The 13,997-nt window shown below is 64.0% G+C and carries 9 protein-coding genes and 3 tRNA genes; 4 read left to right on the plus strand and 8 right to left on the minus strand.

Annotated features, from left to right (window positions below; genetic code table 11):
* Positions 1-744: 744 nt before the first annotated feature.
* On the minus strand, positions 745-4,116 hold the full coding sequence (locus G5S38_RS12280) for a hypothetical protein (RefSeq protein ID WP_165069081.1): 3,372 nt from the start codon (positions 4,114-4,116) through the stop codon (positions 745-747).
* A gap of 472 nt (positions 4,117-4,588) precedes the next feature.
* On the opposite strand from G5S38_RS12280, the gene G5S38_RS12285 reads away from it, so the two are divergent.
* Positions 4,589-5,767, plus strand: coding sequence for a tyrosine-type recombinase/integrase (locus tag G5S38_RS12285; protein WP_165069125.1), 1,179 nt, complete (start codon positions 4,589-4,591; stop codon positions 5,765-5,767).
* Here G5S38_RS12285 and G5S38_RS12290 read toward each other — a convergent pair.
* The 3 genes from G5S38_RS12290 to G5S38_RS12300 all read right to left on the minus strand — a co-directional run bounded on the left by G5S38_RS12290 (position 5,765) and on the right by G5S38_RS12300 (position 6,474).
* Positions 5,765-5,838 (minus strand) — tRNA-Met (locus G5S38_RS12290). The genes G5S38_RS12285 and G5S38_RS12290 overlap by 3 nt on opposite strands.
* A gap of 30 nt (positions 5,839-5,868) precedes the next feature.
* Positions 5,869-5,943, minus strand: a tRNA-Thr gene (locus tag G5S38_RS12295).
* 105 nt (positions 5,944-6,048) lie between these two features.
* Positions 6,049-6,474 (minus strand): hypothetical protein, encoded by a 426-nt coding sequence (locus tag G5S38_RS12300; RefSeq protein WP_165069084.1) that lies wholly within the window; start codon positions 6,472-6,474, stop codon positions 6,049-6,051.
* Positions 6,475-6,575: 101 nt separating this feature from the next.
* On the opposite strand from G5S38_RS12300, the gene G5S38_RS12305 reads away from it, so the two are divergent.
* Entirely contained in the window at positions 6,576-8,351 is a 1,776-nt protein-coding gene (locus G5S38_RS12305; RefSeq protein ID WP_165069086.1) for a glycoside hydrolase family 13 protein, read from the plus strand.
* 89 nt (positions 8,352-8,440) lie between these two features.
* On the opposite strand, the gene G5S38_RS12310 is transcribed toward G5S38_RS12305, so the two are convergent.
* The 3 genes from G5S38_RS12310 to G5S38_RS12320 form a co-directional block, all read right to left on the minus strand.
* Positions 8,441-9,370, minus strand: coding sequence for a M23 family metallopeptidase (locus G5S38_RS12310; protein ID WP_165069089.1), 930 nt, complete (start codon positions 9,368-9,370; stop codon positions 8,441-8,443).
* 350 nt (positions 9,371-9,720) lie between these two features.
* Complete coding sequence (locus G5S38_RS12315) at positions 9,721-10,539, minus strand: inositol monophosphatase family protein (protein WP_235929057.1); 819 nt, start codon at positions 10,537-10,539, stop codon at positions 9,721-9,723.
* Positions 10,540-10,635: 96 nt separating this feature from the next.
* Positions 10,636-10,717: transfer RNA gene (locus G5S38_RS12320), tRNA-Tyr, on the minus strand.
* A gap of 157 nt (positions 10,718-10,874) precedes the next feature.
* Between G5S38_RS12320 and G5S38_RS12325 the strand changes: the two genes are divergently transcribed.
* Together G5S38_RS12325 and cls are read left to right on the plus strand one after the other, a co-directional pair.
* Positions 10,875-11,363: a YajQ family cyclic di-GMP-binding protein gene (locus G5S38_RS12325; protein WP_165069092.1), complete on the plus strand. Its 489-nt coding sequence runs from the start codon at positions 10,875-10,877 to the stop codon at positions 11,361-11,363.
* Positions 11,364-11,416: 53 nt separating this feature from the next.
* A complete protein-coding gene (cls, locus tag G5S38_RS12330) occupies positions 11,417-12,880 on the plus strand; it encodes a cardiolipin synthase (RefSeq protein WP_165069095.1) in 1,464 nt (487 codons plus the stop codon).
* Positions 12,881-12,935: 55 nt separating this feature from the next.
* On the opposite strand, the gene G5S38_RS12335 is transcribed toward cls, so the two are convergent.
* On the minus strand, positions 12,936-13,928 hold the full coding sequence (locus G5S38_RS12335; protein ID WP_165069097.1) for an SDR family oxidoreductase: 993 nt from the start codon (positions 13,926-13,928) through the stop codon (positions 12,936-12,938).
* Positions 13,929-13,997 lie beyond the last annotated feature (69 nt).

Consider the following 13,997-nt stretch of genomic DNA (forward strand, 5'->3'; position numbering starts at 1 on the left):
AGCGGTCATCGTGATGATGCCTTTCGAGTCGAGGTAAGAGACTTCTCGAAGGATCACACGGTGACCGCGTCCACGTCTTCACGACGAGCCGGGCCACCGCGGCTACACCACTATGCGGGACTCAACTTTCTCGCTTTTTTCCCAACAGTTGGGTACCAGGTTCTAAGGAGGGGACTCGTCCATCGGGTCAACGGGCACGCCATCAAAGGCACCGCTCTATCCCTTTTGTCATTGGCCATTTCGCTACTTCCAGTAGCTCCGATGACTGTGCTTGATTTCGGGTTTGCCGCCGCTACAGGACTAGCGATAAGTTCCGTTCTACTGACGTCCTCGATAGTGACCCGAGTGCTCTGGCAGCGACTCGCGGTGCCAAATTTGCATGATGAAACTCCGTTGTTCAGTAGAAAGAACAGCTGGCTACCACTACAGGCAATTCCACAGGGTTTCCTCGCCGCATCTGCCCGCCAGCACTCCAAGGAGGTGCGATTGGGTTATGCCACGACGAGCGAGGCAACAGAGTCAACGGAAACAGCATCCATCCTGAGGTACCTTCAGGCTTAGTCCGGGAGTGATGCTCTTGCGCCTGCGAAAGGTTCGAGCCAACGTCCCGTCGACAATAGCTATCGTGCTCGTCCGGGCTTTGAGTCATCGGTCCCGATGCGGCGCGGCCGCACGGAAACTGGCACAAGGTCTCGATGCTGCATCTAGCCAAACATCTCAGGAGCACAGTCTTTGCTCGCCGGCCTAATCGAACCGTCGTGCAAGAACAGCGGCTCGCACCCGTAGGCCGTCTTTTGCGTCCAGCCGGCTCACGAGATCGAATATGACCAAAGCTGCGTCGCGGTCATTGGCGCGGTCTGCTATCGATTGGAATGTTCTATATATCTCCCGCAGGAGAATGGTCACACCGTCAACCCGGCCTGAAACAGCACGGAAGGCTCCGACACAATAGGGCAAGGTGGATGACGACATCCAAGACCTTCCGAGGAGTTCTCTGGCGAGAACTGTTACGTTCTGCGAGGCAGCGTCATCTGAGATCGCAGTGGCCTCGAGCCACTGCGCCGTAGCCGAGACGAATGCGACGAGAAAATCGGGCTCGCCTGCATGCGAATCCACAAGGCGGAGTGCGGCCTTGAGTCGTTCCGGCCCATTGTCATTATTTGCGTGGCGGACCGCATTTACTAATCCAATTGGCGACGATGCGAGGGACACTGCAAGCTCCCAAACTGACGCCCGAAAGCGTAGATTCACGTAACCGGCCGCAATGAGCGTCGCCTCCGCAAGATCAATCATCGAAGGATCGATGGGCCCTTCTTCACGAAGGTGGTGGAGCAGCTGTGGTGTTCCGAATGCCTTCCCCCCCTCCGCCCGCACGACATCAACCAGTGCGGCGTCATCCACCCAGAAAGGGACGGCGAGGGAGAGCGACAGGTCAGCGCCAAGCAAAAAAGGGTTAGTGAATTCTTCGGTGAGAGGAATGTTTGTGACGCGCGGATGGGATACGAGGGCTAGGCGCGAGAAGCTTGCCTCGACTGAAGCAACTAAGGAGGTCCGAGCCGCAATCTCGTCAGGCGTTCGACGAACCAAGACTTCAGGAGCCCCGCCGCGGGGTGGCTGGTAACTCAAACCACTATCTCGGACGATACCGGGTCCACCCAACAAGACGTCCCTTTTGTGTTCCCGAAGCGCGCGAACAGAGGGAAAATGGCCCGCAAGTAGCATGCGGATGCCCTCCGGCAATCGCGCCAACGTCACTAAAGCGGAGAGGTCCACCACAGCGCCGCCTGTATGAGCGACAGAAAAACCGATCTCCTCTTCATGATTCGCACTATGGCCGGTGAATACGGGCCCTCGTTCGCGAGAGAGCAGGCTCTCGAGATACGACTTGCCATAAACCTCGCCAGCAAGACCAACGGGGAGCGCTCCACTGCTGATTTGCTCGTCTAGCTCAAGCGTGTCTGGCTGATCCTTGAATTGATCGCGAAGGGCCGCCAATGGGTCGGCGACGTCTATCGAGACTTGCCGGATGGCGCCATTTGGGAAGTCGCGCAGGTAGCTCCCGAGCATCTCGCGAAACGCCGAGGCGTCGGGGTCGAGTGGATTTATGTCTTCGTCCAACTCGCCCTCGATCCGAGTCTGCACATCAGCGTCAGGCCGTTCTTGGTGGAAATAGACACTGAGCAGCGCTGACCTAATCTCCTCGCTGCCGGCAAACCTTGTTGAAACCTCTAGGGCGTCTGACGACGAGCCGACCACCGTGCCGAACTTGCCAAGCAATTGAATCCAAGCTTCCACTTCCATTTCACTGCGCGGTTGGGGAGAACCGTGCTGCTGCCAGGATCGAAGCGCCCTATCGAAGTCGAGAAGTTGAATGTGGCAAATTACCAAAGCCCAGGCCGCCGAAGGGTTATCGGGCTCTTCCGCGACGAAACTCGCTGCTGCCGCCCTTGCTTGATTCCAATCTCCTGCACTGGAGTGAGCCTCGAGAAGTAGGCGGAACGCTCGCCTTCGTCCGCCCCAATCGTCTGAGCCAGCGAGAAGTGCGGCGTTAATGTCAGCGATGCTCTCCGCGAAACGCTTGTCTCGACCGTAAAACAACGCTGACTGTATGAGTAAGTCAGGGTCACTCCATTTGAGGCCACTCTCATGCGCCCACTCGGCTGCAGCCGCCTCGTCGTCCTCCTGCTGCAGGTAGAAGTAAAGGAACAGTGCACCTCGGAAGTTCGCGTTGGCAAACCCTCGGAACCTTTCCAAAGCCCCTGGCTCGTGTCCAAAGAGGGCGGCTGTCTCTCGTATCTCGGCGGCGACTTCGGCGTTGTCGCTTTCTAGCCTCTCAATCACACTCTTTGACTCGATGCCGTGGAGAGCAAGTTGCAGCGTGTAATCAGCCTGTTCACCAAGCTCGTCGGTCGCGTCGATCGCAGCCGCCCAGAAGCTCGCAGCGTCTTCGCGACGCCCTTCCTGGTCAGCAATCACCGCTAAGATTCTTGGCTGTTGCGCTTCAGGGGCGGAGCTAACTAACCGCTTGGCGATCTCGATGTCCCCGCGTTCCGCTTGCAAAAGCGCCGTTTCAGACAACACCTGAGGGTCTGCTAGCTCAATCTCGGTTGCAGCGTATTCACTGGCTCCGGTGACCAAGTCGAGCGCCCCGTCATAGTCAGATAACATCCGGCGGACTCGAATCTCGAGCGCTAGAGCTGGTCCCGAGTCGACGCCCCATCGTCGCCTATCCGCTCTGGCCTTGACAGCAAGGAGGAGCGCATTTGGCAGGTCGTTCTTGTTTGCTACAGAGCCGTGCATCATGTGCCTGAGGGTCATGGCACGGGCCGCCTGCATTGCTGAAGCAGTGGACTGGAACCGTTTGTATGCTGCTTGGCCGGTCTCGATTGCCTCATCGACCTTGAGATTGCGCAAGTAGTACTCAGTCAAGAGGTTCAGGCGGTGCAGTTCTTCTTTGTCGGTTTGTGGCGACCACGCTTCAAGAAGTGCTATTGCAGCATCGGGTCCATCCGGGTGCAGCCCCGCCTCGACTAGGGGGTATCCCCGATACTCGTGGAGGAATTCGGTCGCTTCACTGAGGTCGTGTAGCTCCTCAAACTGCACAAAGCGGACTGCCCAGTAGCCCTGAGGCTGAATACCTCGTTCCAGTCCAACCTCGACGAATTTACTGGAGATGGCAGCGGTGTCTCTTGACGAGGGGAGATCAGCAGCGAGGTCAGCAAGAATGCCAAATAGTTCGGGGGGCGCGCCCGCAAATTCGGGCGGAGAGGCGGCCCAGCGCTTTAGGAGTCCGAATCGGTCTTGGTTGTTCGTGACAACTCCGAGCCACCTGACGGCACCCTCCCAATCCTGGCGCAGCTCGCGGATGTCTTTTGCACGAAGCGGGTGCATTCCCTGCAACCGGTGTTCAAACAACGTGTCGTCGCTGGAGTGGTTTTCGATTGCGTTCACGATGTCTGCCGTGCGGGCTTCGTTTCGGTCGTCAGCAAACTCGACCGCGGCCGCAATACCAACGAGGCGAGCACGCAGACCCCGCACCAGTGTGTCCCGGAGAACTGTGGCCGCGTCCAAACTCGCGTGATCTGGCGGGAGAATGACGAGCCCGAGGTCAGTCAAGAGTAGGTCGTTCCCTCCTCGCGATTGGGCAAGTCGTGATGGGAACTCAGGGGAGTACATCAACCTTCGAAGCTGTTGACTGTCCAGTCGGTAACCGGCCCGCTTCATGTGCCTTCGGGCGGAGGCAGCCATGCGAATGACAAGCGTCGCTTTACGAAAACCGCCGACAGTTGGCCCGCCCACAAGAGACCATGCGGTGAGTAGATCAGACATTTGGCTCACTTTCTATCCGCCGAGATAAGCATGACTGCGGCCAGCGACTATTACCGCCTATAACCCCGATGGTTGAGAGACAAAGGAGCCGAACCACCTCCAATCGAACCCCCACTGTCACAAGAGCCCCCGGGTTGAAACTCGAATCATTTGCGATGACCGGAGAGCACGAAGTTGGGTATCGCCTCTGGGCGTGAACGGGCTCTAGGCTATGCGCGTGGGCGCCACCCGCGCCCTGACGCAATGTGAGGATGACTTGGTGGCGACAGTCGAGGCTTACGAAACTGCCGCTGGTAAGCGATATCGAGTCCGATATCGGAAGCCTGACCACAACCAAACCACAAAACGAGGTTTTCGTACCAAGCGCGAAGCCGAGCTGTACCTGGCAACGGTTGAGCTTAGTAAGGCAGCCGGCACGTACATAGACCCGCTTCATGCCCGTGTGACGGTTGGCGAGTTGGGCGTCACCTGGATTGCCAGTCAGACGCACCTAAAGCCGTCGTCCATCGCTGTCGTCGAATCCGCTTGGCGATTGCATGTATGCCCAAGATGGGGCTCGATTCCCGTAGGGGAGATCCGCCACAGCGAGGTCCAAACCTGGGTATCACAGCTGGCCAACGGCGGCGACAAGGCTAAACCAAAATCACCCTCGTCCGTGCACCGAGCACATGGCGTTCTGTCCTCCGTGCTGGAAGTCGCGGTTCGCGATCGCAAAATTCCATCCAACCCCGCTCGCGGTGTCGGTTTACCGCGACGGTCGGGACGCGTACACCGGTACCTCACCCACGAGCAGGTGCACAAGCTGGCGGAGTCCACAGGAGGGCATTCAACGCTTATTCGAGTGCTGGCTTATACCGGACTGCGCTGGGGAGAAATAACCGCGCTCAGAGTCCAAGATGTAGACCGACAAGCTCGACGACTGAAGATCACGCGCAATGCCGTCCTCGTGAGGGGCGAAGTCATAGTCGGCAGCCCGAAGACATATCAACAACGAAGCGTTCCGTACCCCTCCATTCTCGACAGCTCACTGGAGCGAGCGTGCCGCGCCAAAGGCGAGGAAGACCTGCTGTTCCCGGGTCCCACCGGTGGCTTCCTGGTCACCCCGACCGTGCGGCAGAACTCGTGGTTCGACGCCGCCTTGAAGATGGTCTCGCTGCCGCCAATGACGATTCACGACTTGCGGCACACCGCGGCCAGCCTTGCGATCTCCGCCGGTGCGAATGTCAAAGCGGTCCAGAAGATGCTTGGCCATGCGTCGGCCGCGATGACCCTGGATACCTACGCGGACCTGTTTGATGACGACCTAAATGCTGTTGCGGTGCGTCTGAATGAGGCCGCAATTTCTACGGATGTGGTCAGAATGTGGTCAGAAGGCCAGATTGTGGGGGATGAAGAAGCTGGTCCTGGGACCAACTCCCCCGTGTTTATTGGGAAGTAGCGAGGGCGGGACTCGAACCCGCGACACCACGATTATGAGCCGTGTGCTCTAACCACCTGAGCTACCCCGCCGGGTACACACTCGCCGACCGATCGGGAGAGTGGAGCCCCCTGTGGGAATCGGACCCACTACCTCTTCCTTACCAAGGAAGTGCTCTACCAATGAGCTAAGGGGGCGTAACCATCGACCGCCGCAACGCGACGGGCCGGTTTGGCACCGTAAGAGACTAGCACCCCCGCGCACCCTCGCCGTATCCACTCCGGCTCGACGCATCGTCGCGACTATTCGAGGCGGTACACGTTCTCCGACAGCGCCGTCGCACCCTCGGGCGTCGGGCTGTCATCGGGCCGGACGGCGTAGCTGCCGGACGGGCCACCCGCCTCGAGCACGCCCCCTCCGCCGCACCATACCCTCCAGTCGTCGCCGTCGTCTGAAGTAGCGATCAGGCAGATACCCGACCCCGCGTTGTCGCGGGCGAGCCACAAAAGCGTGCCATCGTCGTTCGCAGCAAGCCGCACCGAGGCGGGGTCGAGGCTCTCAAGCGCATTCGACGGCAGTTCAGGTAGCGCATCGCTGGCGACAGCGTCTCGCTCCAAGATGGCGTAGTGATCGGGTCCGGCGGCGAGCGACGAGAGCGTGCTGCACCCGCTGAGCAGCGTGGCAACGGAGACCCCCACGACGACGACCCGGGCGACACGGTATGACATGAAGTGATGCTGCCTCACTATGCGCCGGATGTCGAGGGCGGCGCGCATCCGACGCCAGCCGCGCTTCGCGGCGCTCCGGTCCGATGACGTAAAGTTTGCGAATGGCAGCCCAGAAAGTTTCGACGTCCGAGGTGCCCGCTGGCACCAGCATCCACCCCCACTCTTCCCCCCGGGCCACCCCCGAGCGCGCCGGCCTCGAATGGTGGCGCACGGCCGTGATCTACCAGATCTACCCGAGGTCGTTCGCGGATGCCACGGGCGACGGCATCGGTGACCTGCGGGGCATCACGGCCCGCCTTCCCGAGCTCGTCGACCTCGGAGTCGACGCGCTCTGGCTCTCCCCGTTCTATACATCACCCCAGCGGGACGCCGGATACGACGTCGCCGACTATTGCGACGTCGACCCGCTGTTCGGAACCCTCGAGGATTTCGACACCCTCGAGCGCGAGGCGCACGACCGGGGCCTGCGCATCATCGTCGACCTCGTTCCCAACCACTCGTCGAGCGACCACGTGTGGTTCCAGCAGGCACTCGCGAGCGCCGAGGGCAGCGTCGAACGCGCGCGCTACGTGTTCAGGCACGGAATGGGCGAGACCGGCGAGCTGCCGCCGAACAACTGGGAGTCGGTCTTCGGCGGCCCGGCCTGGACCCGCGTCGCGAACGCCGACGGCACACCCGGCCAGTGGTACCTTCACCTCTTCGACAGCACGCAGCCCGACTTCGACTGGCAGAACCCGTGGGTGCACGAGCAGTTCCGCGACATCCTGCGCTTCTGGCTCGACCGCGGCGTCGACGGGTTCAGGGTCGATGTCGCGCACGGCATGATCAAGGCAGACGGGTTGCCCGACTACACCCCTCCCGCCGACGCCGGCAGCATGGGCGGCTCCGGTGGCGGCCTCGAACCCGAGATCGGCGCGCACGGCGAGGCGATGTCTCCCCCGTACTGGGCGCAGGATGGCGTGCACGAGATCTTCCGGGACTGGCGGGGAGTGCTCGACGAGTACGAGGGTGACCGCATCCTGGTCGCCGAAGCCTGGGTGGAACCGCTCAGCAGGCTCGCCGAATGGGTGCGCCCCGACGAGATGCACCAGGCGTTCAACTTCTCGTACCTCGAGACGCCGTGGACCGGCGCCGCGATGCGCCGCGTCGTCGACGACTCACTGGCGTCGTTCGCCGGTGTCGGCGCCCCGAGCACCTGGGTGCTGTCGAACCACGACGTCGTTCGCCACGCATCGCGCCTCGCTGTGACGGCCGAGAACCCGCAGGGGCACGGCATCGGCCCCCGCTCCCCCGGGCAACCCGTGCGCGAACTGGGGCTCCTGCGTGCCAGGGCCGCGACCGCGCTGATGCTCGCGCTGCCCGGCAGCGCCTACCTGTACCAGGGTGAAGAGCTCGGCCTGCCCGAGGTCATCGACCTGCCGGACGACTCCCGCCAGGACCCGACGTGGTTCCGCACCTCCGGTGAGCGATACGGCCGAGATGGATGCCGCGTGCCGATCCCCTGGGAGGCTGACTCGCCTGCCTACGGCTTCAGCCCCTCGGGCGAGAGCTGGCTCCCGCAGCCCGACGACTGGGCTCCGTATGCGCGGGATGCGCAGCTCGATGTCGACGGCTCGACGCTCGAGCTCTATCGCGCCGCGCTCGGCCTCCGCGCGAAGTTCGGGCTCGCCTCTGGCGATGTCGAGTGGCTGCCCGGTTTCGCCGATGACGTCGTCGCGTTCCGCAACGGCGGAATCATCGTCATCGCGAATACCGGCGCCGAACAGGTCGCGATTCCCGACGCCGAGGTGCTGCTCAGCTCCAACCCGCTGCAGCGCACCGTCGCCAGTGCGGGCACCCTGCCGTCTGACAGCACGGTCTGGCTGCTCGACGACTAGTCGGCTAGTCGGCTACCGGCCGAAACCACAACGGCGCCGCCGCCCGATCGGGCGAGCGGCGCCGTTCGGCGTCAGGGCGGTGTCGAGAGTCAGCTGGCGTTCGCCTGGAGCCACGCGAACGGGTCGACGGGCGTGCCGTCGAGGTGCACCTCGAGGTGCAGGTGCGCTCCGGTCGATGCGCCGGTGCTTCCGACTGCGCCGATCTGCTGGCCGACGGTGATGCTCTGGCCGACGGAGACCTGCACGGACCCGGACTGCATGTGCGCGTAGAGGGTCTGGACCCGCTGGCCGTTGATGACGTGGTCGACGATGACGTGAACGCCAAAGCCGCCACTCGCGGTCGACACCGACGAGACGACGCCGTCGGCGAGGGAGTGGATGGGCACACCGGAACCGGGGGTGAAGTCGAGTCCCTTGTGGTAGGTGGAGCAGAATCCGCACCCGGGGACCTGTCGCGGGCCGAAACCACTCGCAATGGGGGCGCCACCGGGGAACGGCCACTGCACTGCCGCCGACGGGTTGCCGCTGATCGAGTAGGCCTCGCTGCCCGATGCGACCTGCACCTCGACCGGCTTGGCCTGCACGGTGTATGAGTCGCGGTCGATCGTGTTCGCCTCAGCCGCCGCGACGGTCATGCTCTGGGTCTGTCCGGCGGCGTAGCTGGTCGCGGCCGGCGCCTCGGTACTCGACATCGTGACCTGGTCGACGGGACGGACGAATGCGTTCGCCGGAACCGTCGTGGAGATGAGGATGAGCCCGACACCGGCCATCGCGCCGACGGTGGCGAGGTTGGACAGGATGCCTCGCTGCGCGCTGCGGGCGGTGGCGGTCGGACGCGATGCGTGGGTCGGCTTATCCGACCGGACGGGCTTCGCCTGTGCAGCCGCGCTCCCCGGCAGGCCGGAGGCGGTGCGCCGGACGCGAGGCGCTGCCGTTCGGGTCGGAACGGAGAACAGTGGGCGTCGTGCTGCGGATGCAGCGGCTTTCGCCTCCTGTTCGCGCAACTCGCGGCGCGTCATCGCGGGCTGGGTGCCACCGGCCGGTTGAATAGCTACCGTCGAAGTGGCGTGGGTGCCGACGTCGCTCGGGGTGATGGCGACAGGCGTCGGCTCGGTTCCGGCCGTAGAAGAACGGGCAGAACCCCGGTTAGATGCGCGCAATGACTATCGGACCTCGTGAATCGCGAGTTTGTTCGAAGGGAGCTTTGCGGCACGGGATGACGGCATGACAAAACTCCTGGGTTTCGATTGATGGGCAGTCCAACTCGTGGCTGACTGGCCGAACTCTAAGTGGTGACTACCGGAACATCTGTCCGGAAGGTAACGAACTCATAAAGAGTAGCCCACGATTTCGGGGGTTGCAAAGTGAGTCAGACTTGTGCACCGGCGGCGATGAGCACGCTCTCAAGGGTTCGCCCCAGGACGGGGGGTGCCGCGAGGAGGAATTCGTGGCTCGCCGGCGAGCCTCCCCAGCCCGTCACCACCGCTCCCGCCTCTGCCGCAACCAGGGCCCCGGCAGCGTGATCCCACGGCTTCAGGCCGGTCTCGTAATAGGCATTGATTCGCCCGGAAGCGACCCCGCACAGGTCGAGCGATGCCGTGCCGCCCCGTCGGATGTCTCGCACCTGGCCGATGAGGCTGGTCACGACGCGTGCCTGTTCGACCCGGCGTGCGGCGTCGTATCCGAAGCCGGTGCCGACCAGCGCCAGTGGGAGTTCGGCCTCCACCACGTGCAGGCGGCGGTCGCCGAGGAAGGCGCCACCGCCGGCGGTCGCGGTATACACCTCACCGATGGTGGGGTTGACGACGACTCCCGTCACCGCCCGCCAGGTCAGCGGATTCGGCTCACCCTCGACGACGGCGATGCTCACCGCCCAGTGCGGTGCTCCGTACAGGTAGTTCACGGTGCCGTCGATGGGATCGACCACCCAGGTGAGTCCACTGGTTCCCGCATCGGCATCCGACTCCTCGCCGTAGAAGCCGTCGTCGGGACGTGCGTCGGCGATCATGGCCCGGATGAGCGCCTCGGTCTCGCGATCGGCGAGCGTCACCACGTCTTCTGGCGACGATTTGCTCGCCGCGATCTCGACGCCCTCCGCACGACGACGGGCGGCGAGGGCACCGGCTTCGATGGCGATGCGCCGAGCCAGGGCGGGCAGTTCTGCGGCGATCACGGGTGAGACGGTCACGGCTGCGGCATCCTTCGCTCGGGGACTGCGATGAGCGGGGTTGGCCGCCCGCCTGAAAGCACGAATGGCCCGGCAGGGCTGCCGGGCCAACACGTGTGGCAAGTACAGGATTCGAACCTGTGAAGTCTAAGACGGCTGATTTACAGTCAGATCCCTTTGGCCACTTGGGTAACTTGCCGAGTGCGCGCCCGACCGAATGTACTCACCAATCGGAGGCGCGGATTAAGGATACAGGCGCGCGGCCAGCCGCCAAATCGGGCGCCCATCCACGGAGCGTGGGCCGGCAGACGGGACGCACCTCCCGGGCCCGCCGGCCGCGCCGTTAAGCTTCTCCCATGGCAGATTCCACATTCGATATCGTCAGCAAGGTCGACAAGATGGAGGCCGACAACGCGGTCAACCAGGCGCAGAAGGAGATCGCCCAGCGATACGACTTCAAGAACGTCGGTGCGTCGATCGACTGGAGCGGCGAGAAGCTGCTGCTCAAGGCCAGCGCCGAGGAGCGCGTGAAGGCGGTACTCGAGGTACTCGAGGCCAAGTTCATCAAGCGGGGAATCAGCCTGCGGAGCCTCGACGCCGGGGAGCCGTACCCCTCCGGCAAGGAATACCGCATCGAGGTCGACCTCAAGAACGGCATCGGGTCGGACGACGCCAAGAAGATCGCAAAGATCATTCGCGACGAGGGACCGAAGAGCGTCAAGAGCCAGATCCAGGGCGATGAACTCCGGGTGTCGTCGAAGAGCCGCGACGACCTCCAGGCCACGATGGCGCTGCTGAAGGGCAAGGACCTCGACGTCGCCCTGCAGTTCATCAACTTTCGGTGACCCCCCGCACGGGAGCCTGACCCCCGATCGGCGGGTTCGATAGGCTCGACGGGATGGATGCCGCCTGGATAGCGCCGACGCTGGCCGCCATCGCCATCGTGGTCGACCTGGCCATCCGGATCGGGGCCCTCATCGTGGTGCCCATCAACCGGCGGCCGCAGACCGCGACGGCGTGGCTCCTCGCCATCTTTCTCATCCCGTACGTCGGCTTCCTGCTCTTCCTGCTGATCGGCAGCACCAAGCTGCCTAAGAGCAGGCGCGACAAGCAGCTCGAGATCAGTACCTTCATCATCGAGACCACCGACGGCATCGAAGACGTCTCGCGCGGCGACGACTGGCCGGAGTGGCTGGATTCCGTCGTCGAACTGAACCGCACGCTGGGCGCGATGCCCCTCGTGGGCGGGAGCTCGGCGACCCTGTTCGCGGACTACGACGAGACGCTGGTGGCGATGGCCGCCGAGATCGACACCGCCGAGCGATACGTGCACGCCGAGTTCTACATCATCTCGTTCGACGAGACGACACGGCCGTTCTTCGATTCGCTGGAGGCCGCCGTCAAGCGCGGGGTAACGGTGCGGGTGCTGCTCGACCACATCGCATCGGTGCGATCCCCCGGCTACCGCGCCACCATTCGCAAGCTCAAGTCGATCGGCGTGCTCTGGCAGCTGATGCTGCCCGTGCAGCCGTGGCGGGGACGCTACCAGCGCCCCGACCTGCGCAACCATCGCAAGCTGCTGGTCGTCGACGGCGATGTCGCCTTCACCGGGTCGCAGAACATCATCGACCGCAGCTACAACAAGCGCGGCAACATCCGGCGGGGCCTGCACTGGAAGGACCTCATGGTGCGCTTCGACGGTCCAGTCGTCGCCGGCATCAACGCGCTGTTCGTGACGGACTGGTACAGCGAGACCGACGAGCTGCTGCTGCGCGAGACGCAGGACGAGGTGGAGGAGAGCCCTGGTAACTCGGTCAACGCCCAAGTCGTGCCGAGCGGACCCGGGTTCGACGGCGAGAACAACCTCAGGCTGTTCAACGCCATGCTCTATGCGGCGCAGGAGCGGGTGGTGATCACCAGTCCGTACTTCGTTCCGGACGACTCGATGCTGTATGCGATCACCACGGCGGCGCAGCGCGGCCTCGACGTCCAGCTGTTCGTCTCCGAGGTCGCGGACCAGCCCGTGGTCTACCACGCCCAGCGCAGCTATTACGAGGTACTGCTGCGCGCCGGCGTGCAGATCTGGCTGTACCCGGCGCCGACGGTGCTGCACGCGAAGCACTTCACGATCGACAACGAGGTCGCGGTGATCGGCTCGAGCAACATGGATATGCGGAGCTTCACCCTGAACCTCGAGGTGTCGATCATGGTGCACGGCGAGGCGTTCGTCGATGCGCTGCGCCGGGTGGAAGACGAGTACAGGGTGGTGAGCCGCATGCTGACCCTCGAAGAGTGGCTGGAGCGGCCGTTCCGCTCCAGCGTGCTCGACAACCTCGCGCGCCTCAGCTCAGCCGTTCAGTAGGCGCACGGTCTCCCGTGCGCCCCAGCTCAGCGGTGCGCTCGGCGAGGGGCACGCCTCACCTGCGGCGCCCGAGCGCTGCGGCGCCGCCGATGGCGAGCAGTGCTGCAGCGATACCCCTCGCGAGGCCGCGATTGCGCACGTACCAGATGGCCGGGCTCGTGCCGTGTGCCTGGTCGCTGAAGATTCCCCGGGCCCCGTGGTCGCCCGCCGTCGGGGCGTACAGGTTGTCCGGCAGCATCGGCTGCATCTTCTCCGGCGCCTGCTGCCCGTCGTAGCCGGAGCGCGCGAGGTACCAGTCCATGAACCCGGCAGACACCCGGTTGCCGAGCACGGTAGCGACGGTGGGCTCCCCCACCCAGGTGCGGCGGCGGGGACGGTCGGCCACGTCAGCGATGGCCTTGGCGCCGACCTCCGGCTCGTAGATGGGCGCGACGGGCATCGGGTGGTGCGGCAGGTCGGTGCGCACCCAGTTGAACTGGATGGTGTTGAGCGCTGGCATGTCGACGGTCGAGATGCGCACCGGGCTCTTCTGGTGGATCAGCTCGGTGGTCACCGACTCGGTGAACCCCTGCACGGCGTGCTTCGCGCCGCAGTACGCAGCCTGCAGCGGGATGCCCCGGTGGGCCAGCGCCGAGCCCACCTGGATCACGTGCCCGCTCTGGCGGGGCACCATGCGTGACAGGGCCGCGCGGGTTCCGTTGACGAACCCGAAGTAGTTGACGGCGGTGGCGCGCTCGAAGTCCTCGGGAGCGGTGTCGAGGAATTCGCCGAAGACCCCGACCATGGCGTCGTTCACCCACAGGTCGATGGGGCCGAGGGTGGATTCGACCTCGGATGCCGCCCGCTCGACGGCGTCCCGGTCGGCGACGTCTGCGGAGATGCCGATGGCGCGGCGCCCCTTCGCCTCGATCTCGGCGACGGTGGCCGCGAGGCCGTCTTCACCCCGGGCGAGGACGGCGACGTCCCAGCCCCGGTCGGCGAGCTCGCGCGCCGTGGCACGCCCGAGCCCCGCGGTTCCTCCGGTGACGACAGCGATGCGGTGCGACATGTGGTTCCCCTTCAGTGGAGGGCGGCACGGAGCCGCGAAGACCTCGCCGACGCTAGCAAACCCACCTGA

The sequence above is a fragment of the Marisediminicola senii genome (assembly GCF_011057645.1).
In the GTDB taxonomy this organism is placed as follows: Bacteria; Actinomycetota; Actinomycetes; order Actinomycetales; family Microbacteriaceae; genus Marisediminicola; species Marisediminicola senii.